We start from the raw sequence: 26,782 nt of genomic DNA on the forward strand, positions 1-26,782 counted from the left end.
GGCTGGCATAAAGATGGACGGTAGAAATACGCGGTCTCCGTGACGGGATGGACTTAGCCGGCGGCAAAGCGGTAGACCGCCAGCGTGCTGCGCCAGCCCGGCAGCAGGCGTATTTCGCGGTCGTCGTTGAAGGTGGCGCGCTGCAGGATGCGCAATCCCAGCTTGGCGGCCAGGGCTTCGAAATCCCGCAGGGTGCACAGGTGGATGTTGGGCGTGTTGTACCACTCGTAGGGCATTTGTCCGGTCACGGGCATGCGCCCGCGCAGGATGGACCAGCCGTGCGGCCAATAGCCGAAATTCGGGAAGGACACCACGCCGTAGCGCGCCACCCGGGCCATTTCCCGCAGGATATGCTCGCTGCGATGCATGGACTGCAGGGTTTGCGACAGCACCACCGTGTCGAACTGGCCTTCGTCGAACAGGGCCAGGCCATCTTCCAGGTTCTGCTGGATGACGTCAACGCCGCGACGCACGCAGGCGATCACGTAGTTGTCATCGATTTCAACGCCGGCGCCACGGACCTGGCGCTCGTCGCGCAGCCAGGCCAGCAGTTCCCCGTCTCCGCATCCCAGGTCCAGCACGCGCGACCCCGGCGTGATCCAGCTGGCGATGCGGGCCAGGTCGACGCGCAGTACCGCTTTGCTCATTCCGCCCCCCTGTGCTCGATCGCGCGCGGGGGCAGCCCCAGTTCATGCGCGATACGGTCGTAGTAGGCGCGCACCACTGCGTGATAGCGCGCGTCGTCCAGCAGAAAGGCATCGTGGCCATGCGGCGCATCGATTTCCGCATAGGTGACCGGACGCCCGTTCTTCAACAGCGCGCGCACGATCTCGCGCGAGCGCTCCGGCGGGAAGCGCCAGTCCGTGCTGAACGAAACCAGCAGGAAGCCCGCCTGCGCCGGCGCCAGCGCGCGCGCCAGGTCGCCGCCGTGCGTGCGCGAAGGATCGAAATAATCCAGCGCGCGCGTGATCAGCAGGTAGGTGTTGGCGTCGAAATAGCGCGAGAACTTTTCGCCCTGGTAGCGCAGGTAGGACTCCACTTCGAACTCGACGTCGTAGCCGTAGCGGTACTCGCCGTTGGCGCCCGGCTCGCGCTGCGTGCGGCCGAATTTCTCGGCCATGTCGTCCTGGGACAGGTAGGTGATGTGGCCGATCATGCGCGCTACCGCCAGGCCCCGGCGCGGGACCGTGTTGTGCGCGTAGTAATCGCCGCCGTGGAAATCGGGATCGGTGATGATCGCGCGCCGCGCCACCTCGTTGAAGCCGATGTTCTGCGCGGACAGCCGCGGCGTGCTGGCGATCACCACGCAGTGCGCCACGCGTTCCGGACAGGCGGTGGCCCAGCTCAGGGCCTGCATCCCGCCCAGCGAACCGCCCATCACGGCGGCAAAGCGCTCGATGCCGAAATGGTCGGCCACCCGTGCCTGGGCGTGCACCCAGTCTTCCACGGTGAGCACGGGAAACGCGGCGCCCCAGGGCCTGCCGGTCTCGGGATTGATGCTGGCCGGTCCCGTCGAGCCGAAGCACGAACCCAGGTTGTTGATGCCGATCACGAAAAACCGGTCGGTGTCCACGGGCTTGCCCGGACCGACCATGTTGTCCCACCAGCCGATATCGCCAGGGTCGTCGGCGGCGATGCCGGCGACGTGGTGCGATGCATTCAGCGCATGGCACACCAGCACCGCGTTGCTGCGCTGCGCGTTCAGGGTGCCGTAGGTTTCGACCGCCAGCTCGTAGGACGGCAAGGACTGGCCGCTGGCAAGCGGCAGCGGTTCGGAGAACTTCAGGAAGACCGGCGCCACGACGCCCACCGAGCGGCCGGCGGCCGCGGCTTGGCCGGGCGCTTCGCCGCGGGGCGCCGGCGCGGCGGCCGGGCCAGCGGGCGGAGTTGCCTGGGCAAGGGCGTCAAGGGTGCCGAGGGGACCGCCGGGGTCGACGGGGGCAGGCGCGGAGGGGGCCGGCGGGACAGGTGTGCCGGTGGATGGCGCGCGGACGGGCGCGTCGGCGGAATGCTCGATGGTTGCAGTCATGCAGACCTCTTTAGCTGGATTTATCAGGCGCCCGCAAGCGGATCAGGCAAATCGGCGCCAATCGAATGGAACGCAGATTCTAGCACCGGCACAAGACCCGCTCCGGACACGCGGGCGCCTGCGCGGAATCGCCGTCCCAATTCCCATTCGTTTCATCGCTGGGCCGCGCCGATCCGCTACGGCACCATCCCGGGGTATTTCCGCCCCTCTCCCGCCTATCCCGCCGCCACGGCGGCGATCCCCGATGCCAGAAAAGAAGTTGTCAGAACGCGAGGCGGCCTGCCTGCAGTGGGCCGCCGCCGGCAAGACCAGCCGGGAAACGGCCATGATTCTGGGCGTCAGCGAGCGAACGGTGAACTTCCACCTGCAGAATGCCTGCCGGAAACTGTGCGCGCGCAACCGGCGCGCGGCCGTGGCCACGGCACTGACCTGCGGCCTGCTCGCGGCATGCCACGTCGGGGGCGGCGGCCGCTGATTCGTTTTCGCCGGCCACCACGGGTCCGGCGGCGGCGTGGTCCCGCCCGCCCATGCGGCGGGCGGGCCGCCTTCAACGGCCTTCGAAGCGCAGGGATCCCACGAACTCGCGGGCCGCGTCGCGCGGCAAGCCCTTCTCCGATCCCGTCGCCACGGCCTCCAGCAGCAGGCCGGACTGCACCCAGACGCGGGCCAGGGCCCAGACCGCATGGCCTCCCGCCTGGCCGTGGACTTCTATATCCGTTCCGTAGTCCGGCGCGGCGGCCGGCGCGGCGGCATGCAGGGTTTCATGCAAGGCCCGCACCAGCGCGCCGGCCAGCTCCCGCTGGCCCGCCGGATCGCTCGCCAGCGCGGGCGGCAAGGGCGCATATCCCACGGCGAATACCGCATCGCCGACACGGGCCGACGTCAAGGTAAAGCGCAGCGATTGGCCGGCCAGGCCGATGTCCCGCGTATCGCTGGCGACCCGTGCCGGAAACGCCGCGCGCGCGACGCCATCGGCGATGGGAAGCTCCCGCCAGTTGTAGCTGGGGGTGCACCCGCCCACCAGCGCGGCGCATAGGGCCGCCAGGCACGCCGCCCGCCTGGCCGGCGAAGCCGGCGCCATGCGAGCCGGGGCGGCGGCGAAAGGCGTGGTCCACACGGCGGCGCCCGCGGCTCGCACGGCGGCATGGGCGGCATGGGCTCCCGTGGCGCCCGCGCGGTCGTCGGAAATCCTTGCATTCATCGCGGTAGATTCGTGCGGCATCGATTTATCCTGGTCCGCGCGGCGGCCCCGGCCCACCCGGCGGTATAACGGTCACGGTGCATTGTCGCCCAAGCCGCCGGCACGCATGAGGACGGCGCGCGATTCCCCCGTCCGGCGCGGGTTACTCCACGCGCCCCCCGGCGCAGCCCGTAAAATCAGCTTCCATCAACCTGGACCATAAGAAGCCCGCCGTGACCGATATTTCCGCTCGTCGCCTTGCCCGCCTGGATGCCAACCGGGATCTGCTAGTCCGTACCCTGCGCGGCATCGAAAAAGAAGGCCTGCGGGTCGATGGCCAGGGCCGGCTCGCGCGTACGCCTCATCCGGCGGCATTGGGTTCCGCGCTGACCAACGAGCACATCACCACCGACTATTCCGAAGCCTTGCTGGAGTTGATCACCGGCACCCATGCCGACGTCGCCGGCCTGATGGGCGAACTCCAGGACATCCATCGCTTCGTCGGCGCCAACCTCGGCGACGAATTGATCTGGAACCAATCCATGCCCGCGGCGCTGCCGGACGAAGCCGAGATCCCCATCGCGTGGTACGGCACCTCCAATACCGGCATGCTCAAGCACGTTTACCGCCGCGGCCTGGCCCACCGCTATGGCAAGACCATGCAGTGCATTGCCGGCGTGCACTACAACTTCTCGCTGGACGACCGCCTATGGAGCCTGCTGGAACAGCCCGGCGCCAGCGAGCAGGACCGCCGGTCCGCAGGCTACATTGGCCTGATCCGCAATTTCACGCGCTACTCCTGGCTGCTGATGTACCTGTTCGGCGCAGCGCCGGCCCTGTCGCGCGACTTCCTGCGCGGCCGCGACCACCCGCTGCAGTCGCTGGACAGCGACACGCTTTACCTGCCCCATGCCACCAGCCTGCGCATGGGCGACCTGGGCTATCACAATCCGGCCCAGTCCCAGCTCAAGCCCTGCTACAACGACCTGTCCACTTTCCTGCAGCGCCTGTATTCCGCGGTCACCATGCCCTGGCCGGCGTACGAGGCGATCGGCACACGGCGCGACGGCGAATGGCTCCAGCTGAACACCAATATCCTGCAGATCGAAAACGAGTACTACTCCAGCATCCGCCCCAAGCGCGCCACCGGCCGCTGCGAACGGCCGATCACCGCGCTCGCCGAGCGCGGCGTGCAGTACGTGGAAGTGCGCTGCCTGGATATCGACCCTTACGAGCCCGCCGGCATCGCAGCCGAAACCGCCCGCTTTGTCGATGCCTTCCTGCTGTTCTGTGCGGCCAGCGACAGTCCCTACTTCGACGAGGCCGGGTTCTGCAGCAATAGCGCGGGCAACTTCAACCGCGTCGTGAACGAAGGCCGCCGGCCCGGCCTGGCGCTGTTGCGCGACGGGGTCTCCGTGCCGCTGGCGCAGTGGGGCAAGGAGCTGCTGGACCGCATCGCCCCCTATGCCGAACTGCTGGATGCCGCCTATGGCGGACAGGCGTACCGGCAGGCGGTGCGGGCCCAGGCCGGCAAGATGGACGAACCGGACGCGACGCCATCGGCGCGCCTGCTGGCCGATATCCGGCGCAGCGGCGCCAGCTTCCGGGAATACACCCTGGCCCAAAGCCGGGCCCACGCGCAGGCCCTGCTCGCGACGCCGCTGCCGGCCGCGAAGACGGCGGCCTACCAGGAGACGGCGCGCGCTTCCCTGGCCGAACAGGCGGCGATCGAAGCCGCCGACTCGATAGATTTCGATGCCTACGTGCTGCGCTACCACCAGGCCCTGAAGCCGCCCGTGACGCCGGTTCCGGGGGTATGATCGGCAGCGGCGCCGGGCCTTTCCGACTGGCCGGCCCTCGTTCCACCCGCGAGGAGCCCCATGAATCTTCGGGCGTGTATCGCCAGCCTGTATCTGGCCGCACTGTGCGGCGCGGCGCCGGCGCAAGCCGAGCCGCAGGCCGTTCCGCGGGCAGTCCCGTCCGTGGATCTGCGCAGCTACCTGGGCAAGTGGTACGAAATCGCGCGCCTGCCCCGCTTCTACCAGCGCTATTGCGTCAGCGACAGCATCGCGCTGTATACCCAGCGCGATGCCCATACGATCGCCATCGAAAACAGCTGCCGCACCGAGAACGGCGACATCCGCACCGCGCACGGTACCGCCGAGCCGGTATCCGGCAGCAATAACGCCAAGCTGCAGGTCACCTTCCTGCCCCCGTTCAGTGCCGACTACTGGATCATCGGGCTGGCGCCGGACTACAGCTGGTCCGTGGTGGGTTCCCCGGGCCGCAAATCCCTGTGGATACTGTCGCGCACGCCCCAATTGGCCCCGGCGGCCCTGGACCAGGCCCGTGCCATCGCCAAGGCCGAGGGCTACCCCATCGACCGTTTGGTCTATACCCCGCAGACCGGTGGCCAGGCGCCTTCGCGCTAGCGGGCCAGGCGCACTAGTGCGCGACCCCGCGCTTGCCGGCCGGCTCTCCTGGGAAGCGCGCGTGCGGCTCAACCGATAGTCATCCCCCGGCTGGCTTCGCCGATAGGACATCGGGTCGACCCGCTTCGGGTTAATCCCAACGTTCAGCCAATTGTCAACTGACCGGCATGCGCGTGTAATTCCTCGCATACGAGCTGGCACGAACAAAAGAAACGACACAGCGCGGTTGGGGAGTGGGATTCCATAACAGGATGGTTCTCAAGCAGCCACCAGGAGACATAAGCCATGCAACGCCAGACTCGTTCTCGTCGCACATTCCTAACGGGCGCCACCGCCGCCGCGGGGGCCGCGGCCCTGGGCTTGCCCGCGGTCGCCCCGGCGCAAGCGCCCATTACGCTCCGGTTCCAGAGTACCTGGCCGGCAAAAGACATCTTCCATGAGTTCGCGCAGGATTACGCCCGCAAGGTCAACGACATGGCGGGCGGGCAACTGCGCATCGAAGTCCTGCCCGCCGGCGCGGTGGTCAAGGCCTTCGACCTGCTGGACGCGGTATCGGCCGGCACCCTGGACGGCGGCCATGGCGTGGTCGCCTATTGGTACGGCAAGAACACCGCCGTGGCCCTGTGGGGATCCGGTCCGGCCTTCGGCATGGACGCCAATATGCTGCTGGCCTGGCACGAATACGGCGGCGGCAAGGAATTGCTGGAGGAAATCCAGAAAGCCATGGGCGTGAATGTGGTGTCGCTGATGTATGGCCCGATGCCTACCCAGCCCTTCGGCTGGTTCAAGAAGCCCGTAACGCGGGTCGACGAGATGAAAGGCCTGAAGTTCCGCACCGTCGGGCTGGCCATCGATATGTACACCGCGATGGGCGCGGCCGTGAATGCGCTGCCGGGCGGCGAGATCGTGCCGGCCCTGGATCGCGGGCTGCTGGACGGCGCGGAATTCAACAACGCGTCCTCGGACCTGGCGCTGGGCTTCGCCGACGTATCCAAGGTCTGCATGCTGCAGAGCTTCCACCAGTGCGCGGAACAGTTCGAAATCCTGTTCAACAAGGACAAGTACAACGCCCTGCCGGAACATCTGAAGCATCTGCTGCGCTATGCGGCCCAGGCGTCCAGCGCCGATATGTCCTGGAAGGCCACGCATCGCTACTCGGAAGACTATCTGGTGCTGCAGAACGACCGCAAGGTCAGGTTCTACAAGACGCCGGACGCCATCCTGCAGCAGCAGCTGAAGATCTGGGACGAGATGATCGCTCGGCGGTCGGCGGAAAACCCACTGTTCAAGAAAGTGCTGGACTCGCAAAAAGCCTTTGCCCAGCGCGCCGGCAAATGGCAAGGCGATACGCAGGTCAATTACCGCATGGCCTACAACCACTACTTCACGACGCCGTCCAAGGCTTGAGCGCCGCAAGCCGCCGGCATTCCGCCATGCCCGACCGCAGGAGCGCGCCTTTCCCATGATGGACTTCATCCGTTTCGTCGACCGGCTGTCGACCGCCGTGGGAAAGGCCTTCGCCTGGCTGATCGTGGCGCTGACGCTGCACATCGCCTGGGAGGTCCTGGCGCGTTACCTGTTCCATCGCCCCAGCGCCTGGGCCTTCGATATGCAGATGATGTACTACGGCATCATGTTCATGATGGCCGGCGCCTATACGCTGGCCAAGAATGGCCATGTGCGCGGCGACATCCTCTACGGTTTCCTGCCGCCGCGCGTGCAGGCCGGCCTGGACATGGCGCTGTACCTGGTGTTTTTCGTGCCGGGCGTCACCGCGCTGGTATGGGCGGGCTGGTACTACGCGGGGGAATCCATCGCCATCCGCGAGCATTCCTCGCTGATGGCCGACGGCCCGCCCATCTACCCCTTCAAGGTCTTCATTCCCGTCGCGGGCGCCATCCTGCTGCTGCAGGGCCTGGCGGAGATCTGCCGCTGCGCGCTCTGCCTGCGCGACGGCGCCTGGCCGCGCCGCGCCGACGACGTCGAGGAGGTCGACGTCGACAAGCTGAAGGAAATGGTGCACGTCAAGGACGCAGACATCGCCGGGCTGGATCGCTACGCCGCCGGACAAGGACACCGTTCATGAAAACCAACAGGGCTGTCTGGTTCGGCTTCTCCTGCATCGGCATCGTGATCGCCATGATCGCCTTCCTGACGCCCTGGGGCAGCCTGACCTCCGGCCACATCGGATTGCTGATGCTGGCCCTGATCGTGGTGGCCATCATGCTGGGCTTTCCCACGGCATTCACGCTGATGGGCATGGGCGTGCTCTTCACCTTCTTTTCGTATTCGATGCAGGGCGACGGCTTCTCGCCGCGCGCCGTACGGCAGACGCTGGACCTGATGGTGCAGCGGACCTACGCCACCATGACCAACGAGTCGCTCATCTCCATTCCGCTGTTCGTGTTCATGGGCTACCTGGTGGAGCGCGCCAACCTGATAGAGAAACTGTTCCGCTCCATGCACCTGGCCCTGGCGCGCCTGCCCGGCGCGCTGGCGGTGGCCACCCTGGTCACTTGCGCCATCTTCGCCACCGCCACCGGCATCGTGGGCGCGGTCGTGACCCTGATGGGATTGCTCGCGATGCCGGCGATGCTGAAAGCGGGCTATAGCACCGGGTTGACGTCGGGGTCCATCACCGCGGGCGGTTGCCTGGGCATCCTCATCCCGCCTTCCGTGATGCTGATCGTCTACGGCGCGACCACGGGCGTCTCGGTGGTGCAGCTTTACGCGGGTGCGCTGTTCCCGGGCATCATGCTGGCGGGCCTGTATGTGGTGTACGTGATTATCGTGTCGGCCTTGCGGCCCGATCTGGCGCCGCCCCTGCCCGCCGCCGAACGGCAGATCCCGCTGCCGGAAGACGCCGCCCGTGTCGCGCGCGCCCATCCGGGCAATGCGATGGCGGGCCTGCTGAGCGCGCTGTTCCGCCCGCGTCCGGGCTCCGCGGCGGCCTCGCGTCCGTTCCTGTGGACCCATCTGGCGGTGGCGCTGGCCCCGGTCGTGCTGTTCGCCGCCGTGCTGGGCGTCACCCACGACATCGTGACGACGCCGGCGGCCACCTACGACATTCCCGATGAACTGCGCCTGGAATCGGCGCAGGGCATGGCCGACGGCGGTGGGCTGGCCGAACCGGGGGGACTGGCGGAGCCGCCCGGCGCGGGGGGATTGGCCGAACCGCCCGCCACGGGCGCCCTGGCGGAGCCGCCCGTGGAAGGCGGGCCAGCCGAACCCGCGGCAGGCGCGCTGATGGAACCGCCAGGCACGCAAGCGCCGCCGGCCGCACAGGCGCAGCCCGTCGCGGCCGGCGGCGCCGGGACCGGCACCGATACCGCACGGCTGCCAGCACCCTACGGCTACTGGATAGGCTTCGGCGTATGCGCCGCCATCGTTGCCATCTTCTACCTGCTGCTGAACTGGCAGCGCCTGCTGGTCTTCCGGATGCTGATGGAGTCTTTCTTCCCCTTGGCCATCATGATCGCCGCGGTGCTGGGGTCGATCACCTTCGGCCTGGCCACGCCCAGCGAAGCCGCGGCCATGGGTGCGCTGGGCGGCGCCCTGCTGGCCCTGGCCTACCGGCGGCTGAACATGCCGGTGCTGAAGGAGTCGGTGTACCTGACCGCCAAGACCACGGCCATGGTGTGCTGGCTCTTCGTGGGTTCGTCTATTTTTTCCGCGGCCTTCGCCCTGCTGGGCGGGCAGGCCATCGTGGAATCCTGGGTGCTGTCCCTGGGCCTGAGCAAGCTGGAATTCCTGATCCTGGCGCAGATCATCATCTTCCTGCTGGGCTGGCCGCTGGAATGGACGGAGATCATCGTCATCTTCATGCCCATCTTCGTGCCCTTGCTGACGGCCTTCGATATCGACCCGCTGTTCTTCGGCCTGCTGGTGGCGCTGAACCTGCAGACCGCCTTCCTGTCGCCGCCGGTGGCCATGTCGGCCTTCTACCTGAAAGGCGTGGCGCCGCCGCAGGTCACCTTGAACCAGATTTTCCTGGGCATGATGCCCTTCATGGGCATACAGATCGTGGCGATCTTCCTGCTGTATGTCTTTCCCGGCATCGGCCTGTGGCTGCCGAAACTGTTGTACAACTGAAAGCCAGCGCACACCCGAGACCGCCGACCCCGATTCCCGTATGCCGCCGCCCGCGCGCGCGGCGCGACCGACCCGGAGACGCACCATGACATCCTTACGCTCCATCGCCGCCCGTAGCGCGGCGATTGCCTTGCCGCTCGTCCTGGCCGGCACCGCCGGCGCCCATCATGGCTGGTCCTGGGCGGATAGCGAACAGATCCAGCTGACCGGCGTCGTGCAAACGGTGGTGATCGCGCCGCCTCACCCTTACCTGGATGTGCGGACCAAGGACGACGGACTGTGGCGCGTGGAGCTGGGCAATCCCACGCAAACGCGCGAATCCGGCTTCAACGACCAATCCGCCAAGGCCGGGCAGTCCATCACGGCCATTGGCAACCGCGCCAGGGACCATGCGGAAAAGCGCATGAAGGCGGTGCAGATTTCCGTGGGCGGCAAGACCTACGACATCTACCCGGAACGGATCCGGCGATAAGGCCGGGGGCGCCGCGCCCCATCGCGAGAGGCCACCACCATGAACCTGGATGCCTACGCCCAATGGATAGCGGGCCTGCCGCCCGCCGTATTCCTGCGCGATTCCAGCATCGGGTATCTGCTGGTCAATGCCGCGCATATCGCCGCGCTGGGCACCTTGCTGGGCTCCATCATGGCGCTGGACCTGCGCCTGCTGCGGCGCGCCGGCACCCTGCCGCTGCGCGAATTCGGTCCCTACCTTTCCCGCCTTGCCGCCGTCGCGCTGGCGATCGCGATCGTCACCGGATTGATGCTGTTTTCCGTGAAGCCGGACGAATACCTGCGCAACCCCGCCTTCCTGGCCAAGCTGGCGGTCGTGGCGCTGGGCATCGCCAATGCGGTCTGGCTGCACGCGGGCAAGAACTGGCGGCGCGCGCTGCAGGAACCGCAAATCCCGCCCGCGCTGCGCATGCATGCCGCGGCATCGCTGCTCTTCTGGCTGGGCGCCATCGTGGCGGGCCGCTGGATCGGCTTTCTATGAGACGCATGCCCAACGCAGCCGGCGCGCGGCCCGGCGGAGATGCGCCCAAGCCGGACCGCGGCCGGCTCCCAACACTGATGTCCGGCCGCACGACCGGACACCAGCTCAGCGCATCTTCCGCCGCGGCGGTTTTTCCGCATCAGCGGCTTTTCTTCACCGCCATCGCCACGGCGTCGCCCATTTCCTCCGTGCCGACACGCTGGCAGCCAGGCTGCATGATGTCGCCCGTGCGCAGGCCGTCGGCCAGCACCTGGCGCACCGCGGCCTCCACGCGGTCCGCGTTCGCCGCCTGGTCGAAGCTGTAGCGCAGCATCATCGCCATGGACAGGATGGAGGCGATGGGATTGGCCAGGTTTTTGCCGGCGATATCCGGGGCGGTGCCGTGCACCGGCTCGTACAGGCCCTTCTGGCCATAGCTGAGCGAGGCCGAGGGCAGCATGCCGATGGATCCGGTCAGCATCGCGGCCGCATCCGACAGGATGTCGCCGAAGATATTGCCCGTGACCATCACGTCGAACTGCTTCGGCGCCCGCATCAACATCATGGCCGCGGCGTCGACGAACAAATGCGTCAGCTCGACGTCCGGATACTCCTTGCCTACGCGGGTCACGACGTCCCGCCACAGCTGGCCGACTTCCAGCACATTGGCCTTTTCCACGGAGCACACCTTGCGGCGGCGGCCGCGGGCGGCCTTGAAAGCCACATGGGCGATGCGCTCCACCTCCGATTCGCTGTAGCGCATGGTGTTATAGCCTTCGCGCTCGCCTTTCTCGTTGACGCGGATGCCGCGCGGCTCGCCGAAATACGCATCGCCGTTCAGCTCGCGCAGGATCAGCATGTCCAGGCCTTCGATGACCTCCGGCTTCAGCGTAGAGGCCTCGATCAATTCGGGAAACAGGAATACGGGACGGAAATTGGCGAAGATCTCCAGCTCCTTGCGCAGGCGCAGCAGGCTGGCGCCGGGCCGCATCGCGTAGGGGATGGCTTCGTCGCCGGGCATGCCGGCGGCGCCGAACAGGATGGCATCGGCCTTGCGCGCGATCTCCGACGTGGCCGCCGGCAACGGATCGCCGGCCGCGTCCACACCGGCGCCGCCGATGGCGGCCTCGACCAATTCCAGGTTGGCGCCGGAGCCGAGGACGGCATGCAACACCTTGACGGCTTGCGCCGTGACTTCCTTGCCGATGCCGTCGCCCGGCATGACTGCGATCTTCATGGATGTTCCTTCTTTGGGAGTGTCGGGCTAGGCGGCGGAGGCGTCGTGCCGCCGTTCGAATTCGGCGATCCGTTCGCCCAGCGTAAGGGTGTAATCGAGCTCGTCCATGCCTTCCAGCAGGCATTTTTTGGAGAACGGATCGACCTGGAATGCGTGCTGGCTGCCGTCCGGCGCCGTCACGGTCTGCGACACCAGGTCCACGCCGATGCGCGATCCCGGCGCGGCCTGCACCGCCTGCAGCAGCGAGGCCACGGTGTCTTCGGGCAGCACGATGGGCAGCAGGCCGTTCTTCAGCGAGTTGGAGAAAAAGATATCGCCGAAGCTGGGCGCGATGACCGCGCGCACGCCGTAGTCGTACAGGGCCCACACGGCATGTTCGCGCGACGAGCCGCAACCGAAGTTGCGCTGGGCGACCACGATGCGCGCGGGCCGGTACGGGGCCTGGTTCAGGATGAACTGCGGATTCTCCGAACCGTCCTTGGCAAAGCGCAGGTCGCGGAACAGGTAGGCGCCGAAGTCGTCGCTGCGCGGCTTCTGCAGATAGCGCGCCGGCACGATCTGGTCGGTGTCCACATTGGCGCGTGGCACGGGCAGCGCCACGGCATCGAGGCGTTGAAAGGCTTCCATCCTTAGTTCCTTTCCAGCAAGGGGCGCGGATCCGCCAGGTGCCCGCTGACGGCCGCGGCGGCGGCCATCGCGGGGCTCATCAAGTGGGTGCGCGAGCCCGGCCCTTGCCGTCCCACGAAATTGCGGTTGGACGTGGACGCGCAGCGCTGCCCCGGCGCCACCTGGTCGCCATTGGTGGCCAGGCACATCGAACAGCCGGCAAAGCGCCACTCGAAACCGGCCTCGCGGAAGACGCGGTCCAGCCCTTCCTGTTCGGCCTGCAGCTTGACCTGCTGCGAGCCCGGCACCACCCAGGCTTGCACACCGGGCGCGACGCGCTTGCCCCGGGCCACCGCGGCCGCCTGCCGCAGGTCCTCGATGCGGCCATTGGTGCAGGAGCCGATGAAGACACGATCCACGGCCACGTCGGTCAAGGGCATGCCCGGCTTCAGCCCCATGTAGTCCAGGGTGCGGGCCATCGCGGCGCGCCGGCCGGCGTCGCTCGCGCTATCCGGATCCGGCACCCGGCCGGAGATCGGCAGCGCATCCTCGGGGCTGTTCCCCCAGGTCACCATGGGCTGCAGCGCCGACCCATCCAGCACCACTTCGCGATCGAAGGCCGCGCCCGCATCGGTGGGCAGCGCGCGCCAGCGGGCAACGGCCTGGTCCCATTCCACGCCCGAGGGCGCGTAAGGCCGTCCATGCAGCCAGGCGAAGGTGGTGTCGTCCGGCGCCACCATCCCGGCACGCGCGCCTGCCTCGATCGACATATTGCAGACCGTCATGCGGCCTTCCATCGACAGCGCCTGGATGGCGGGGCCGGCGTACTCGATGACATGCCCCGTGGCGCCGGCCGCGCCGATCTTGGCGATGATGCCCAGGATGATGTCCTTGGCCGCCACGCCCGGCTGCAGGCGCCCTTCCACGACCACGCGCATGGTCGGCGGCTTGCGCTGCCAGATGGACTGCGTCGCAAGCACGTGGGCGACTTCCGAGGCGCCGATACCGAACGCGAAGGCGCCCATCGCGCCATGCGTGGCGGTATGGCTGTCGCCGCAGACGATCAGCATGCCGGGCAGGCTCAGGCCCTGCTCGGGCCCGACCACGTGGATGATGCCCTGACGTGGATCGTCCAGGCCGAAGAACTGCATGCCGGCTTCCTTGGCATCCTGCCGCAGGGCATCGGCCATGGCCCGCTTTTCCGGATCGGCGATCGTTGCCAGGTCGCGCGTATCGGTGGGCACGTAGTGGTCCGGGGTGGCGAAGCTGCGCTGCGGGCTGCGCACCTTCAGGCCGCGTTGCCGCAGCATCGCGAAGGCGGGCGCCGAGCCATCCTGGACCAGATGGCGATCGACGTAGAGCAGGCTGGTGCCGTCGTCACGCCGCAGGATCTGGTGCGTGGACCAGATCTTGTCGAACAGCGTGCGGGGCGCGGAGTCAGAGGACATGGATCGATGTCTGAGTAAGGTTGAATGGGAACCGGCGCGTAGGCGTCGGCCGCCTAATCGAGCTTGGCGCCGGACAGTTCCACGATGGGCTTGTAGCGCTTGATCTCTTCGTCAATGAAGGTGGCGTACTCCTGGGGGGTGCCGCCGCCGATCTCGGCGCCGTAGTCCAGCATGCGCTGGCGGATTTCCGGATTCTTCAGCACGGCGTTGGTCGCCTTGTTGAGCTTCTCGACCACGTCCTTGGGCATGCCCTTGGGCCCCATCAGGCCGTACCAGGAAGAGGCATACACGTTCGGTACGCCCAGCTCGTCCAGCGTCGGCACGTCGGGCAGTTGGGCATTGCGCTGGCGCGACGCCACCGCCAGCGCACGCAGCTTGCCCGACTTGACCAGCGGCAGGCAGGTGGTGGTGTCCAGCATCAGCGACACATGGCCGGCCATCAAGTCCGCCTCGGCCGGCGACGTGCCTTTATAGGGGACGTGCACGATATTGATCTTCGTGGCCGCCATGAACTGCACGGCGGCCAGGTGCTGCGACGATCCCACGCCCGCCGACCCGTAGTTCAGCTTGCCCGGGTTGGCCTTGGCGTAGTCGACCAGTTCCTTCATGGTCTTGAAGGGCGACGATGCCGGCACCACCAGGATATTGGGCACCGCGGACACATAGGTGATGGGCGTGAAGTCCTTCACCGGGTCGAAGCCCAGGTGGGAATACAGGTAGACGTTGATGGCGTTGGGGCTGATGGAACCCATCAGCAGGTTGTAGCCGTCGGCGGGCTGGCGCGCGGCCAGCTCGGTGCCGATATTGCCACCGGCGCCGGCGCGGTTGTCCACGATGACGGGCTGGCCCAGTTCCTGGGACAAGCCCTGCGCCACCAGGCGACCCATGGTGTCGACGCCGCCGCCCGGCGGCCAGGGCACGATCATCTTGATGGGGTGGTCGGGGTACTCGGCGTGGGCCATGCCACAGGCCGCCAGCAACACGGCGGCCAGCCAGCCATGCAGTTTATTCATGATCGTCTCCGTATTTTTTATTGAAATACGGCGCTATTCTTGGCGTTTGCCTGCCAGCCAGCAAGGCAAATTAAGGCATGTCAGGTATGATCAGGACTCATGCCTGACGCACGCACTGGCTTGCATGGAGAAAACCGTGAGTCGTCGTCTTCCGCCCCTGAACGCCCTGCGCGCCTTCGAAGCCTCGGCCCGCAACGCCAGCTTCACGCGCGCCGCCGAAGAGCTCTGCGTTACCCAGGGAGCCGTCAGCCGCCATGTCGCCTCGCTGGAGGACTGGACCAAGGCGCAGCTGTTCGTGCGCGGGCGCCACGGGATCGAACTGACCGGACCGGGACAGGTGTACTTCCGCACCATCAAGGCCGCCCTGGACCAGATCGAACAGGCGACCCGGCAATTGCAGCAGCAGCCGGACGAACGCTGCCTGCGCATCAAGCTGCCGCCCACCTTCGCCATCAAATGGCTGGTGCCGCGCCTGGCGCGCTTCCATGCGGCGCGGCGCGATATCGACGTGCAGATCACCACCTCGCACCTGCGCGCCGACTTCGACCGGGAAGACGTGGACGTCAGCATCCATTCGGAAGCCCAGCCGCCGTCGGGCCCGGGCTACCGCCGCCTGTTCGGCGAGACCTTGCTGCCCGTCTGCGCCCCCGGGCTGCTCGGCAAGGAGCCGCGCCTGGAACGCCCGGAAGACCTGGCGAACCACGTCCTGCTGTGTTCGCTGAACCGGCCCCATGACTGGCCGACCTGGCTGGCGGCCGCCGGCGTCGGGCATATCGACGGCAACAGCGGCCTGAAATTCGAGAACGCCGCCCTGGCCTACCAGGCCGCCATCGACCAGCTGGGCGTCATGGTCGCGCAGCTGGCCTTCGTCAGCGACGACCTGCTGGCCGGCCGGCTGGTGGCGCCCTTCCCGCAACGCACCGACACCGGCGGCGCCTACGTGCTGGCCTACCGCAGCGACCGCCCCAAGCCCGAGCGCGTCCAGGCCTTCGAGGAGTGGATCGTGCAGGAAGCCCGGGAGATGGAAGCGCGGCGGCTGCTGTGATCGACCGGGTTTCCAGGCCGCGGAGCATGGGTATTCCGTGGCGGGGGTCGAGGCTTGAAGCCGCCAGCGTCGGCGACCGCCTTGTCCGCGCGAACGCGCGGTCCATGTGAACGTTCAGTCCGTGTGAACGTTCAGTCGTGTGAATGCTCTGCCCGCGTGAATGCTCAGCACGTGTGTATGCTCAGTCCGGGCGTATATCGGCAGCGCGTATCACGGCCGACCATCGCAGTTCCTCTTCGTGGATATACCGCGCGTAATCCTCCGGCGTCGATCCAAGGATGCGCGCGCCGCGCTGCACCAGCTGCGCCTGCACATCCTGCGACGCCAATGCCGCGCGTATGGCCGAGTTCAGCTGCTGGACGACGGGTGCCGGCGTGCCCTTGGGAACGACCACGCCATGCCATGCCTGCACCTCGAACCCGGCGATGCCCAGTTCTGCGACTGTCGGCACGCCGGGCAACACGCCGACCCGCTGCGTTGACGTCACCGCGAGCGCACGCAATCTGCCCGCTTGGACATGCGGCAGCGCGTCGCAGAGCGGATTGACCATGAATTGCGCCTGCTTGCCCATCAAGCCCGCCAGCGCAGGCGCGCTGCCGCGATACGGCACATGCATGGCGCTGATACCGGTGGCCTGCAGCAGCAGCACGGTCGCAAGATGCGTGACATTGCCGCCGCCGGCGGAGGCATACGATAGATTTCCCGCCCTCTGCCTGGCGTAGCGCACGAACGTATGGAAGTCCTGCGCGGGGACATCCGGATGCACGACCAAGACCAGGGGCATCGCGACCGTGGACGAGACCGCATCGAAATCCTTGGCCGGATCGAAGCCCGGGTCGACGTACAGGCTGGGACTGAGCACCAGCGATGAGGTGTTGAATAGAACGGTATAGCCGTCCGCCTTCGCGCCCGCCACGCTTCTCATCCCCACGATGCCGTTCGCGCCAGGAATGTTCTGGACCACCACCATGGTTTGTAGCTGGCGAGCGATCTGCCCCGCAAGCAAGCGTGCAACCAGGTCGGTCGGACCGCCAGGCGGAAAAGGAACCACCATCTTGATCGGCGCCGCGGGCCATTTGGCATCGGGCGTGGATTGGCTGCGCCATGGATACATCGCGGCCACCGCGCCGGCCAGCGTGGCGGCCAGCGCCTTTCGGCGACGTTCGAACATCGGGGGGGCTCCTGTCTTTGAGTCTGGGCTGCCGAAGTCAGCCGGCCGGCTTTCCGGCCAACAGGCGGACAGCGATGTACCGCATGACTTCAACGCTGTGCTGGTTCTTCACGCTTACCGCTGAAGTCACGCCAGCCCGATTGTGCTTGGCGGTCCTGCATATACCGACGACTCCCAGGTCTGCACCGATGGTGTCGCCCGCTATGACGGGACCAACGATGCTCGTCCCGGTAACCGTACGGCGGAACGTGCTCTGGAACCGTTGGCCCAGCGTCAGTTCCAGCACCACCCGGACACCCAGACGCAAACTGCATTGAACCGCCCGTCATGCTGCGGGACCCGACCAATCCCACCTTGCACCGCCTCCGCCAGGTCATGCTGGAAGCGGTGTCGCGGCATCCGGGACGCGCCGGGTTCAAAACATCGCTCAAGAACCCACGAAGAGGCGAGAGCGGACCGAGGAATGGGGTCCATCCCGGATCCACTCGCGCAAGCCCACGGCTATAGTAGACCGCTCTCACCGTCAGAAAGCGCACGTACTGCGGTCCGTCCTGATAGGTCCAGCCGCGCGGCGACAGCGCCCCCTAGGTATCGCAATGCCGGCGCAGGCGCCGGCTCTCGCGCCGATAGGTTTCTAGGGTTTGGCGCGACATGGGCCTGGCTCGCAGCACCGCAAGCCATACGTCTGCCGCGTGCCAGTCGGCGGTAACCTGGCCTAAGCTTGGACCGGCTCCGGCGAGCCTTCGGTGCCGCTGTCGTGGCAATCTCGCTCGTCATGGGCATGGGGTGCGCTCCTGGCGAGCGCTGTCACCAAGCTACAGCCGTAGCAGGCATGAAACTCCGCGCTCCGCGCAAGTCTTTGAACGGCTGATCCAATTCCGCATGCAGCGCCTTATTCTCGGCAATCGTGTCGAGCGCTTCCGTGCGAGAGATGGTTCGTGGCCGCGGGGCATGGCCGCCGACCCTATGTTCAGCATCCGATTCAGCCGTTCCCGGTGGCGGCGCGCCACTTGGGGCCAGGCCGAAGTGGCGGCAATCGCGGCGCGGGCCAGCCAGGTCGCGGGTGTGTTCGGCAAGGAATCGCCGGCCGAGGTCAACGATCCGCTGTACTTGGCCGCGGCGCTGGTGGCCTACGGGGAAGCGCCCGGCAATCGGACTCCGAGCCTTACATGGGTCGCACATCCAGCAGGTGCATCGCTTCGCGTGGCGGCCAGGTCGCCGCCCGCTGGACGCGGCGATGGGGAACAGCGGCCGGCCTGGCTCGATCGCCCGTGACCGAATCTGGCGGCGGGAGGCTGGGATTATGGTCTGACGCCGACGCGCGCAAGACCCCGCCCGTCCGGCGCCGAGTTTTTTTGTCACGGCGACGCTATACGGGTACGTAGCGCCTGCATCCGCAGGGGCACGTACCTAAGGTTTCTAACCATGAAGCAGTTTTTTATCTTCGCAATCTGCGGCGCGGTGGTCTTCACCGCGCTGGCCAGGAACGGTCGTCGTTGGCTGTGGTGCCCCGCCATCCTGACGTGGGCCCTCCTCTGCCAGCAGGCACTTGCTTGCACTGGCGAGCTGGTGGCCGCCGCCTGGTCGGCCGTCTCCGGCGTCTGAGGGGCCCCCGTGCCCGCGCCGGCGCGCGGGCACGGTTCCTATGGTTTCAAACCCTGGATCGCTACCTGGTCGCTCAGTGTGCCAGGCTTTTCGGTTGCGCCACCAGGCGCACTCCCAACGCCGCGCATACGCGGCTAATCGTTTCAAACCGCGGATCGCTACCAGGACGCAGCGCCTTGTACAAAGCTTCCCGCGCGATACCGGCGTCTTTCGCCACCTGAGTCATCCCCCGGGCGCGCGCAATGTTACCGAGAGCGACCGCAAGAAGCGCTGGATCGTCATCTTCCAGCACGGTTGTCAGGTACGCGGCTATGTCTTCTTCGCTATTCAAGAATTCAGCTGCGTCGAATTCAGGAAGCTCGGAAATCTTATTTTTGGTCATGGTTCAGTCCTCCAAAGACTCGGCAAGCGCGATTGCGCGTCGAATATCGGCTTGTTGGCTTCGCTTGTTCCCACCGGCCAGCATCACTACTACGGTATTGCCGCGCTGAACGTAATACATGCGCCACCCGGGGCCGAAGTCTTCTCGCATTTCAGAGACGCCATTCCCTACAGGCTTCACCTCTCCCAGGTTTCCCAATCGAGCCTTATCAAGGCGCTTGACCAAGCGTTGCCGGGTTACGGGATCCTTGAGACCTTTGAGCCAGTCGGAGAATCCGGGGAGAAGTTTTACGATGTAGGCCATACGGAACTGTAATCGAACGATTACACCATGTCAACCTAAATTTAGCCGCTCCCGGCTGTGTATGCTGGGCGGCCGAACGCGCGACGGTGGCCGCCTTACTCCGCGCCGGCCTCGTTCCAAAGACCAACGGCACTCGCGCATGCAGCGGCGGCGGCGTGCAATAACGGAGACCAAGCATGAAGATGGCGTATCGAGAGCGATGGCAGGCTGAGATTGCCGAGCTGCAAAAGATCTTGTCCCGGTTCGACCTGGAAGAGGAGTGCAAGTGGGGCAAGCCCTGCTACACACTGGATGGCAAAAACATCGTCATCATTCAGGGCTTCAAGGACTATTGCGCCTTGTGCTTCTTCCAGGGCGCGCTGCTGGACGACCCCGAGAAACTGCTGGTGCGGCTCGGGCGCGTCCAGGCCGCACGGGTGATGAAATTCACCAACGCCAGGGAGATTGCCGCAAGAACGGCCACCATCGAAGCCTACGTGCGCGAGGCCATGGCCGCCGCGAAGGCGGGGTTGAAGGTCGAGACGAAGCCCCCGGAGCTTCCCATCCCCGAAGAGCTGAAAAAGAAGTTCCAGAACGATCCACGGTTCAAGCGCGCATTCGAAGCGCTAACGCCCGGCCGGCAAAGGGGATACTTATTTCACTTCGGCGACGCAAAACGGCCTGAAACGCGCATCGCACGAATCGAAAAGGCGACACCCGCGATCCTGGAAGGACGGGGGCTGCTGGAGCGGCGATAGATGGGGGTGGGGAATGGGGCGAGGCCCCAGGCGCCTATGGCGCCGCTGCCGAGACCTTGCGTGAGGGCAGGACAGGAATCTTGGCGCGCCCGACAGGAATCGAACCTGTATCAAGAGCTTCGGAAACTCTCATTCTATCCATTGAACTACGGGCGCGAAGAGGCAGTATTGTACCCAAAACAGGATTACGTGCTTGGCGACCCGGCTTGCTGGCATCCGGGCGTGTTCGCCAAGGGGCCGATCGACGCGGCCGTGGACACGCCGGTACGCCGCTCTGCGCCGACAACCCGCCGCCCGCGCCGGCCGCGCCAGGTCTATTGGCAGACGGGGACCGCTTCCCATCGGCGGCCCCGAGCCAAGCCATCGCAGGCGGATTGCTGCGGCGCCACGAAGGCCAGCCGGATGGGCAACGGCCATCATGAAAGGCGGCCCTACCCCCGCGTTATATAATCCAGCGTTTGCACGCGTGCTGGCGAAGAACTGAGGAGGTCTTCGCTTGCCGTAGTACTTTATCCGCCCCAGGCGCCCCGGTACCCGACAGCAGGATTAGGTTATGAGCAAAGAGCAGGAACACGTACAAGAACACGCCTCACTCATCAAGACCCCGAAGCAGTTGATCGTCACGGTCGTTCTGGCATTCCTAGTACCGATCATCATCATCCTGATGCTGGTCAATATGGTGGCTTCCTACGGCCGCAGCGGCGTGGGATCCAACGCCCTGACGCCAGAGGCCATCGAAAAGCGGATCGCCCCCGTGGCCGGCTTCGACCTGGTCGACGCCAACGCGCCCAAAGTCTTCAAGACCGGCGAGCAGGTTTTTAGTTCCGTCTGTATGTCCTGCCACGCGGCGGGCGTGGCCGGTGCGCCCAAGGTCGGCGACAACGCGGCCTGGGCGCCGCGCATCAAGGAAGGCCTGGAAGCGATGTACAACATCGCCATCCACGGCAAGGGCGCGATGCCGCCCAAGGGTGGCAATCCCTCGCTGAGCGACTACGAAGTCCAGCGCGCCGTGGTCTTCATGGCCAACAAGTCCGGCGGCAACTTCAAGGAACCGGAAGCGCCGGCCCAAGGCGCCGCGGGCCAGGGTCAAGCCCAGGCCGCTCCGGCCGCTGCCGCGCCGGCTCCGGCCGCCCAAGCGCCCGCCCCCGCTGCCCAGGCGCCCGCTCCCCAGGCCCAGGCCCAAGCCCCCGCGGCGGCGCCCGCTCCGGCGCAGCAAGCCACTGTGAACCCGGCCGGCGAAAAACTCTACAAGACGACCTGCTTCGCCTGCCATGGCACCGGCGTTGCGGGTGCCCCCAAGTTCGGCAGCAAGGCGGATTGGGACAAATACATCCAGACCGGCATGGACGCGATGGTCAAGACGGCGATTACCGGCAAGGGCGCGATGCCGCCCAAGGGCGGTGCCGCCAACGCGTCGGAAGCCGATATCCGGGCTGCCGTGGAATACATGGTGCAGTCCGTGAAGTAAAGCGGCCGCCACCGCTTGGATTAAACGCCGGCATCAAGCCGGCGCAGCTTGCGCAGGCTTATAAATCCCTACCGGACACCAAACCGGTAGGGATTTGTGTTTATGGCGGGCCGCGTAGGCCGGGCCGCGTAGGCCGACCCGCGCAGGCCGGGCCGCGTAGGCCGCGCCGCGCAGGCCGCGCCGCGTAGGCCGACCCGCGCAGGTCGGACCGCATGGGGGCATCGTGTACGCAGCGCGGCGTAGAAGGACGTGTGGATTCGGCCGCGCGGACCGGCTCGCAGGCCTGGCGTCCGGACGCGAACTGAAGGCGACGGTGGTCAGGCAGCCAGAAGCTGGAAGGCGAACTCGCGGGCGCAAGGCTCCGGCTGGAGAGTCGCTTGCATGGATGGACGCAGCGCTTTATGCGTGGGCAACAAGGACTTAGGGATGGGCGGTTGGGCAGTCTGCCTGCGCGGTGCCGGCAGGCGGGAGGCAAGCGAGGATGGCGTTACGGTCAAGGACTCGGCGAACAGGTATCCGCAGCCGCGTACGGCCAGCAGCGGAAGCTGGATACCGGCATCGCGCGCCTTGCGTCGCAGGCGCGATACCAACACGTCCATACTGCGCGGATCCAGTTCGCCGGCCGGCGGCTCGCCGTGGGCGTCATCGGCGGACGAAGCGGGTCGCCGGCGTCGGAGCAACTGGCCTTCGCTGGCTGCGATACGCATGAGGAAGGCGTTTTCCGCCGCCGTGACGAAAAGCGTGCGATCGCGCGGGCATGCGAGCACGCGGCAGTGCGCATCGAGGCGCCATCCGCTGCCCAGGCGCGAAACCCGAAGAACAGGCTGTCCGTATGCATGCCCGGGGGCATGGCCGGATGAATGCATGGCCGGGTGCCTGGCCCGCTCCAGGGATGAAGCACTGAACGACTCGGCCGGTACGGTCCGGCGGTGGGCGCCGGAAACGCCAGACCCGGACAACGTGTATTCCATTCCCGTGCGAGCCGGCCCCGCGCGCGGCGCGGAGGGCATGTGATCCACGGGGCGATACACATCGCCTGCCCCGGCATCGCGCGCCGATTCCGGGGCGTACGCGCGAGCATGCCCACGCGCCCGTGCATGCGGATGTTGAAGGGAATGCGGATGGGAATGCTGATGACCGTGCTGAAGGGCGCGATCAGGCCCATGACCACGGACAGGCTCGAAGCCATGCCGTGCCCCCGCATGCCGCGCCCACGACAGCAGGATCGCGGCGAGTTCCCCGATGTCGACGGAGGCGGCGTGGCAGGCGTCCGCGCCCGCTGCCATGACGTGCAAGCGCCATGCGGTATCGGTGGCCGTCCCGAGCGCGATGATGACGGCGCCAGGCGCCGCCGCGCGCGCGCTTTGCGCGTCGCAGGCAAGGTCGTCGGACTCGCCCGTAAGTACGACCAGGGGCGACGGCTGCATGGCATACAGATGCCGGAAGCCGGCGAGGCTACCGCACGAGCGCACCGCGAAGCCGCGTTTCGCGAGCTCCTGCGCCAGGTTGTCCCTGACCGCGCGTGCGTCCTGCAGCACGATGACGCTTCGGTAATCGATCATGTTTTTCCTCCTGCACACGACAAAACCACGAACGTGATTTATATAAACACCAACGTGGCAACGGTGCAAGCTTCAATCGGTCCGTGAAGAAATTTTCAGACCGTTTGAGGCACGTTCGTACACTGCGAGGCTACACGCAGGCCGAGCTGGCGCGCCTGGCAGGCCTGTCGCAAAGCGCGGTGGCCAGCTACGAAAGCGGTGAACGCAAGTCCAGCCGGGGCTTGTTCAAACTGGCCGCGGCGCTGCGCATCGAGGCGCAATGGCTGGACACGGGCAAGGGCCCGATGGAACGCCCCGCCGACCTCTATGCCAACGCCATGGGCGGCCAGCGCTACGCCGTGATGGAAGACGGCGCGCAGGGCGGCTTCGCCGATGGCGGCCGGGACCCGGCCTGGCCATTCCAGAATATCCCGCGCGGCCGCTACGAGACCCTGACGACGCGCGACAAGCGCTTGCTGGAAAACATGGTGGCCGCCTTCATCGAGACGTGCCACGGCAACTACGCGCCGCCCAAGCCCAAAAGCAAATCGCGCCGCGGCGAATGACGCCGGGCGCGATTCTGGTGCTTGATGCAGCCGCGCCGGTCGACCGGCGCGGGCCTCCCTAGCGGCCGGTGCTGCCGGTGCCCGAAGCAGGCGCGTTGCGATCGGAGGCCGGCGGCACGGCGGGCGCGCCGTTACCGGAGGATCCCGACGTGCCCGCGCCGGGGGTACGGGCCCCGGCAGCCGGCGCATCGCCGCGCACGCGCGCGGCGATCTCGGTGGCCGTCTGGGCCGAATCCACGCCAAAGGCCAGCACGCCGCGATTCAAGGGTTCGGCGATGCGCGGGGCCGCCACCAATTGTCCATTGATGACCAGCACCAGCAGCTTGCCGACATTCTGCGAACTGACCTGGGCCAGCTTGCGCGCGCCTTCCGGGCTGAAGCGCAGGCCGACGAAATTCTGGCCTTGGCGGTCCACCAGCGCCGCGGCCTCGGTCAGGTCCGCGCGCGTGAGCACGGGTTGCCGCTGCACGTAGACGGTGGCGTCGCTCAGCTTGACTTCCATCAGGTCCGGCGCCGAGTCGGTCTGGGCGATGTAGAAGCCCACCGAGGAGGCCGCGGGCGCCGTGGACGGCGCGGGCGCGCCCGGCGCGCCGGGTGGCGTGGTACCGGCAGGCGCAGTCGTGCCGCTGGAAGCCGTGCCCGTGCCGGTCTTGTTGCCAGGCGTCTGGCAACCCGCCAGAAGGACCGTAGCCATCAATACCAGGGGTGCGATCGTGCGGAATCCGATGTGCATAGCAGGTTTTCCTATTGGGGGAGTTTGCAAGAAAAAGTGTACAGGTGACGTAGGTCACGGCCCAGCGCAGACTGCTTCCAGATGTAATGTCTCCTTCATGTCTTCTATACTGTCGCATGCACGCAGGGGTACTTCACGGTCCGGCAGACGTGCCGCCAGGTTTCAGACATGCGGCTCGCGGACCAGAGGTTGAGAGAGTCCCTTCGTACCAGTACGGATAATGCCGATGCTGGGAGCGTTCCGGCGGCCTCCGCCGGAATCCGACCCGATTCGGCTCCAAACCCTCGCTTGGAGCTTCCATGAACGCGAATCCTAAGTTTCTGGCCGCTACGGCCGAAGTCGACGCCGCCGCGGTGGCACCGCTGCCCAAATCCCGCAAAGTCTATCAGCAGGGATCGCGCCCGGACATCCGCGTGCCATTCCGCGAAATCGAGCAGCACGATACGCCCACCATGTTCGGTGGCGAGAAAAACCCGCCGCTGACGGTCTACGACACCAGCGGGCCCTACACGGACCCCGCCGTCAAGATCGATATCCGCCGCGGGCTTCCCGAGCTGCGCCGTGCCTGGATCGAGGAACGCGGCGACACCGAACTGCTGTCCGGCCCGTCCAGCGCCTATGGGCGCGAGCGCCTGAACGATCCCAAGCTGACGGCCATGCGCTTCGACCTGCAGCGTCCGCCGCGCCGCGCCCGGGCCGGCGCCAACGTTACGCAGATGCACTATGCGCGCCGCGGCATCGTGACGCCGGAAATGGAATTCGTCGCCATCCGCGAGAACCTGCGCCGCGAACAATACCTGGAGTCGCTGCGCGCCAGCGGGCCGGAGGGCGAAAAGCTGGTCAAGCGCATGCTGCGGCAGCATCCGGGCCAGTCCTTCGGCGCGGCCATTCCGGCGGCCATCACGCCGGAATTCGTCCGCGACGAAGTCGCGCGCGGCCGCGCCATCATTCCGGCCAATATCAACCACCCGGAACTGGAGCCGATGGCCATCGGCCGCAACTTCCTGGTCAAGATCAACGCCAATATCGGCAACTCGGCGGTCAGCTCGGGCATCGGCGAAGAAGTCGAGAAAATGACCTGGGCGATACGCTGGGGCGGCGACACCGTCATGGACCTGTCCACCGGCAAGCACATCCACGAAACCCGCGAGTGGATCGTGCGCAATTCGCCGGTCCCCATCGGCACCGTGCCCATCTACCAGGCGCTGGAGAAAGTCGATGGCAAGGCCGAAGAGCTGACATGGGAAATCTTCCGCGACACGCTGATCGAGCAGGCGGAACAGGGCGTGGATTACTTCACCATCCATGCCGGCGTGCGCCTGCCCTTCATTCCCATGACGGCGGACCGCATGACGGGCATCGTCTCGCGCGGCGGCTCCATCATGGCCAAGTGGTGCCTGGCGCATCACCGCGAGAGCTTCCTGTACGAGCGGTTCGAGGAAATCTGCGAAATCATGAAGGCCTACGACGTCAGCTTCTCGCTGGGCGACGGCCTGCGTCCCGGCTCGGCCTACGATGCCAACGACGAAGCCCAGTTCGCCGAACTGAAGACGCTGGGCGAGCTGACGCAGGTGGCCTGGAAGCACGATGTACAGGTCATGATAGAAGGCCCCGGCCACGTGCCCATGCAGATGATCAAGGAAAACATGGATCTGCAGCTGGAGCACTGTCACGAGGCGCCCTTCTATACGCTGGGGCCGCTGACCACCGACATCGCTCCCGGCTATGACCACATCACGTCCGGCATCGGCGCCGCGCTGATCGGCTGGTACGGCACCGCGATGCTTTGCTACGTCACGCCCAAGGAGCACCTGGGCCTGCCGAACAAGAAGGACGTCAAGGACGGCATCATCACGTACAAGATCGCCGCCCATGCCGCGGACCTGGCCAAGGGACATCCCGGCGCGGCCATTCGCGACAATGCCCTGTCCAAGGCGCGCTTCGAGTTCCGCTGGGAAGACCAGTTCAACCTGGGACTGGATCCGGACACCGCCAAGGAGTTCCATGACGAGACCCTGCCCAAGGACTCCATGAAGGTCGCCCATTTCTGCTCGATGTGCGGCCCGCATTTCTGCAGCATGAAGATCACGCAGGACGTGCGCGACTACGCCGCCAGCCAGGGCGTGGCCGAACAAGAGGCGCTGCACAAGGGTATGCAGGAAAAGGCCGTGGAGTTCGTCCGCAAGGGCGCGGAAATCTATCATCAGACCTGAAGCGCCGGCCA

26 protein-coding genes, 1 tRNA gene and 1 riboswitch are annotated in these 26,782 nt (G+C 66.5%); of the genes, 14 read left to right on the plus strand and 13 right to left on the minus strand.

Going from position 1 to position 26,782, the window contains the following annotated elements; all coding sequences use genetic code 11:
• Positions 1–53: 53 nt before the first annotated feature.
• Positions 54–647 carry a methionine biosynthesis protein MetW gene (gene metW / locus BAU06_RS23165; RefSeq protein WP_066356177.1) on the minus strand — a complete coding sequence of 198 codons (594 nt, stop codon included), beginning with the start codon at positions 645–647 and terminating at the stop codon, positions 54–56.
• On the minus strand, positions 644–2,029 hold the full coding sequence (metX, locus tag BAU06_RS23170; RefSeq protein ID WP_082988430.1) for a homoserine O-succinyltransferase MetX: 1,386 nt from the start codon (positions 2,027–2,029) through the stop codon (positions 644–646). Before metX ends, metW begins: the two co-directional genes overlap by 4 nt.
• A riboswitch (SAM riboswitch) is annotated at positions 2,019–2,097 on the minus strand. Its footprint overlaps the gene before it by 11 nt.
• A 176-nt stretch (positions 2,098–2,273) precedes the next feature.
• Between metX and BAU06_RS23175 the strand changes: the two genes are divergently transcribed.
• On the plus strand, positions 2,274–2,504 hold the full coding sequence (locus BAU06_RS23175; RefSeq protein WP_066356179.1) for a helix-turn-helix domain-containing protein: 231 nt from the start codon (positions 2,274–2,276) through the stop codon (positions 2,502–2,504).
• A gap of 72 nt (positions 2,505–2,576) precedes the next feature.
• Here the strand turns inward: BAU06_RS23175 and BAU06_RS23180 are convergent, their stop codons facing one another.
• Positions 2,577–3,251 (minus strand): hypothetical protein, encoded by a 675-nt coding sequence (locus BAU06_RS23180; RefSeq protein ID WP_231933945.1) that lies wholly within the window; start codon positions 3,249–3,251, stop codon positions 2,577–2,579.
• 191 nt (positions 3,252–3,442) lie between these two features.
• On the opposite strand from BAU06_RS23180, the gene gshA reads away from it, so the two are divergent.
• The 7 genes from gshA (at position 3,443) to BAU06_RS23215 (ending at position 10,724) form a co-directional block, all read left to right on the plus strand.
• Positions 3,443–5,029: a glutamate--cysteine ligase gene (gshA, locus tag BAU06_RS23185; RefSeq protein WP_066356181.1), complete on the plus strand. Its 1,587-nt coding sequence runs from the start codon at positions 3,443–3,445 to the stop codon at positions 5,027–5,029.
• A gap of 60 nt (positions 5,030–5,089) precedes the next feature.
• Complete coding sequence (locus BAU06_RS23190) at positions 5,090–5,641, plus strand: lipocalin family protein (protein ID WP_066356183.1); 552 nt, start codon at positions 5,090–5,092, stop codon at positions 5,639–5,641.
• A gap of 285 nt (positions 5,642–5,926) precedes the next feature.
• Positions 5,927–7,048, plus strand: coding sequence for a TRAP transporter substrate-binding protein (locus BAU06_RS23195; protein ID WP_066356186.1), 1,122 nt, complete (start codon positions 5,927–5,929; stop codon positions 7,046–7,048).
• A 55-nt stretch (positions 7,049–7,103) separates the two neighbouring features.
• On the plus strand, positions 7,104–7,727 hold the full coding sequence (locus BAU06_RS23200; RefSeq protein ID WP_066356188.1) for a TRAP transporter small permease subunit: 624 nt from the start codon (positions 7,104–7,106) through the stop codon (positions 7,725–7,727).
• Positions 7,724–9,733 carry a TRAP transporter large permease gene (locus BAU06_RS23205; protein ID WP_066356191.1) on the plus strand — a complete coding sequence of 670 codons (2,010 nt, stop codon included), beginning with the start codon at positions 7,724–7,726 and terminating at the stop codon, positions 9,731–9,733. Before BAU06_RS23200 ends, BAU06_RS23205 begins: the two co-directional genes overlap by 4 nt.
• Positions 9,734–9,818: 85 nt before the next feature.
• Positions 9,819–10,205, plus strand: a complete 387-nt coding sequence (locus BAU06_RS23210) for a DUF6152 family protein (RefSeq protein ID WP_066356193.1) — start codon at positions 9,819–9,821, stop codon at positions 10,203–10,205.
• Between the two features lie 39 nt (positions 10,206–10,244).
• The gene (locus BAU06_RS23215; protein WP_066356195.1) at positions 10,245–10,724 is read left to right on the plus strand and encodes a DUF6644 family protein; all 480 of its coding nucleotides are present in this window, start codon (positions 10,245–10,247) and stop codon (positions 10,722–10,724) included.
• Positions 10,725–10,863: 139 nt separating this feature from the next.
• Here BAU06_RS23215 and leuB read toward each other — a convergent pair whose 3' ends face one another.
• Genes leuB through BAU06_RS23235 form a run of 4 tightly spaced genes read right to left on the minus strand, consistent with a single transcriptional unit; the run spans position 10,864 to position 15,007 of the window.
• Positions 10,864–11,940, minus strand: a complete 1,077-nt coding sequence (leuB, locus tag BAU06_RS23220) for a 3-isopropylmalate dehydrogenase (protein ID WP_066356196.1) — start codon at positions 11,938–11,940, stop codon at positions 10,864–10,866.
• 27 nt (positions 11,941–11,967) lie between these two features.
• Positions 11,968–12,567 (minus strand): 3-isopropylmalate dehydratase small subunit, encoded by a 600-nt coding sequence (gene leuD / locus BAU06_RS23225; RefSeq protein WP_066356197.1) that lies wholly within the window; start codon positions 12,565–12,567, stop codon positions 11,968–11,970.
• 2 nt (positions 12,568–12,569) lie between these two features.
• Positions 12,570–13,994 (minus strand): 3-isopropylmalate dehydratase large subunit, encoded by a 1,425-nt coding sequence (gene leuC / locus BAU06_RS23230; protein WP_066356202.1) that lies wholly within the window; start codon positions 13,992–13,994, stop codon positions 12,570–12,572.
• Between the two features lie 53 nt (positions 13,995–14,047).
• Positions 14,048–15,007 (minus strand): Bug family tripartite tricarboxylate transporter substrate binding protein, encoded by a 960-nt coding sequence (locus tag BAU06_RS23235; protein WP_066356205.1) that lies wholly within the window; start codon positions 15,005–15,007, stop codon positions 14,048–14,050.
• Positions 15,008–15,143: 136 nt separating this feature from the next.
• Here BAU06_RS23235 and gcvA point away from each other — a divergent pair, with 136 nt between their 5' ends.
• Positions 15,144–16,052, plus strand: coding sequence for a transcriptional regulator GcvA (gcvA, locus tag BAU06_RS23240; RefSeq protein WP_197509369.1), 909 nt, complete (start codon positions 15,144–15,146; stop codon positions 16,050–16,052).
• Positions 16,053–16,233: 181 nt separating this feature from the next.
• Here the strand turns inward: gcvA and BAU06_RS23245 are convergent, their stop codons facing one another.
• Positions 16,234–17,223, minus strand: a complete 990-nt coding sequence (locus tag BAU06_RS23245) for a Bug family tripartite tricarboxylate transporter substrate binding protein (protein ID WP_066356208.1) — start codon at positions 17,221–17,223, stop codon at positions 16,234–16,236.
• 1,425 nt (positions 17,224–18,648) lie between these two features.
• Between BAU06_RS23245 and BAU06_RS23255 the strand changes: the two genes are divergently transcribed.
• A complete protein-coding gene (locus BAU06_RS23255) occupies positions 18,649–18,828 on the plus strand; it encodes a hypothetical protein (protein WP_066356213.1) in 180 nt (59 codons plus the stop codon).
• A 73-nt stretch (positions 18,829–18,901) separates the two neighbouring features.
• Here BAU06_RS23255 and BAU06_RS23260 read toward each other — a convergent pair whose 3' ends face one another.
• Positions 18,902–19,210: an addiction module antidote protein gene (locus BAU06_RS23260; RefSeq protein WP_066356218.1), complete on the minus strand. Its 309-nt coding sequence runs from the start codon at positions 19,208–19,210 to the stop codon at positions 18,902–18,904.
• A 3-nt stretch (positions 19,211–19,213) separates the two neighbouring features.
• Positions 19,214–19,513: a type II toxin-antitoxin system RelE/ParE family toxin gene (locus BAU06_RS26380; protein WP_082988432.1), complete on the minus strand. Its 300-nt coding sequence runs from the start codon at positions 19,511–19,513 to the stop codon at positions 19,214–19,216.
• Positions 19,514–19,689: 176 nt separating this feature from the next.
• Here BAU06_RS26380 and BAU06_RS23270 point away from each other — a divergent pair, with 176 nt between their 5' ends.
• Entirely contained in the window at positions 19,690–20,250 is a 561-nt protein-coding gene (locus tag BAU06_RS23270) for a YdeI/OmpD-associated family protein (RefSeq protein WP_066356224.1), read from the plus strand.
• Between the two features lie 81 nt (positions 20,251–20,331).
• Here the strand turns inward: BAU06_RS23270 and BAU06_RS23275 are convergent.
• Positions 20,332–20,406, minus strand: a tRNA-Arg gene (locus BAU06_RS23275).
• A 397-nt stretch (positions 20,407–20,803) separates the two neighbouring features.
• On the opposite strand from BAU06_RS23275, the gene BAU06_RS23280 reads away from it, so the two are divergent.
• On the plus strand, positions 20,804–21,718 hold the full coding sequence (locus tag BAU06_RS23280) for a c-type cytochrome (RefSeq protein ID WP_066356226.1): 915 nt from the start codon (positions 20,804–20,806) through the stop codon (positions 21,716–21,718).
• A 317-nt stretch (positions 21,719–22,035) separates the two neighbouring features.
• Here the strand turns inward: BAU06_RS23280 and BAU06_RS23285 are convergent, their stop codons facing one another.
• Positions 22,036–23,280: a helix-turn-helix domain-containing protein gene (locus tag BAU06_RS23285; RefSeq protein ID WP_066356229.1), complete on the minus strand. Its 1,245-nt coding sequence runs from the start codon at positions 23,278–23,280 to the stop codon at positions 22,036–22,038.
• Between the two features lie 104 nt (positions 23,281–23,384).
• Between BAU06_RS23285 and BAU06_RS23290 the strand changes: the two genes are divergently transcribed.
• The gene (locus BAU06_RS23290; protein ID WP_231933946.1) at positions 23,385–23,825 is read left to right on the plus strand and encodes a helix-turn-helix domain-containing protein; all 441 of its coding nucleotides are present in this window, start codon (positions 23,385–23,387) and stop codon (positions 23,823–23,825) included.
• A gap of 58 nt (positions 23,826–23,883) precedes the next feature.
• Here the strand turns inward: BAU06_RS23290 and BAU06_RS23295 are convergent, their stop codons facing one another.
• Positions 23,884–24,558, minus strand: coding sequence for a SecDF P1 head subdomain-containing protein (locus BAU06_RS23295; RefSeq protein ID WP_066356232.1), 675 nt, complete (start codon positions 24,556–24,558; stop codon positions 23,884–23,886).
• A gap of 299 nt (positions 24,559–24,857) precedes the next feature.
• Between BAU06_RS23295 and thiC the strand changes: the two genes are divergently transcribed.
• Positions 24,858–26,771, plus strand: coding sequence for a phosphomethylpyrimidine synthase ThiC (thiC, locus tag BAU06_RS23300; protein ID WP_066356235.1), 1,914 nt, complete (start codon positions 24,858–24,860; stop codon positions 26,769–26,771).
• Positions 26,772–26,782: the final 11 nt, after the last annotated feature.

It is taken from the genome of Bordetella bronchialis, from assembly GCF_001676705.1.
In the GTDB taxonomy this organism is placed as follows: domain Bacteria; phylum Pseudomonadota; class Gammaproteobacteria; order Burkholderiales; family Burkholderiaceae_B; genus Bordetella_C; species Bordetella_C bronchialis.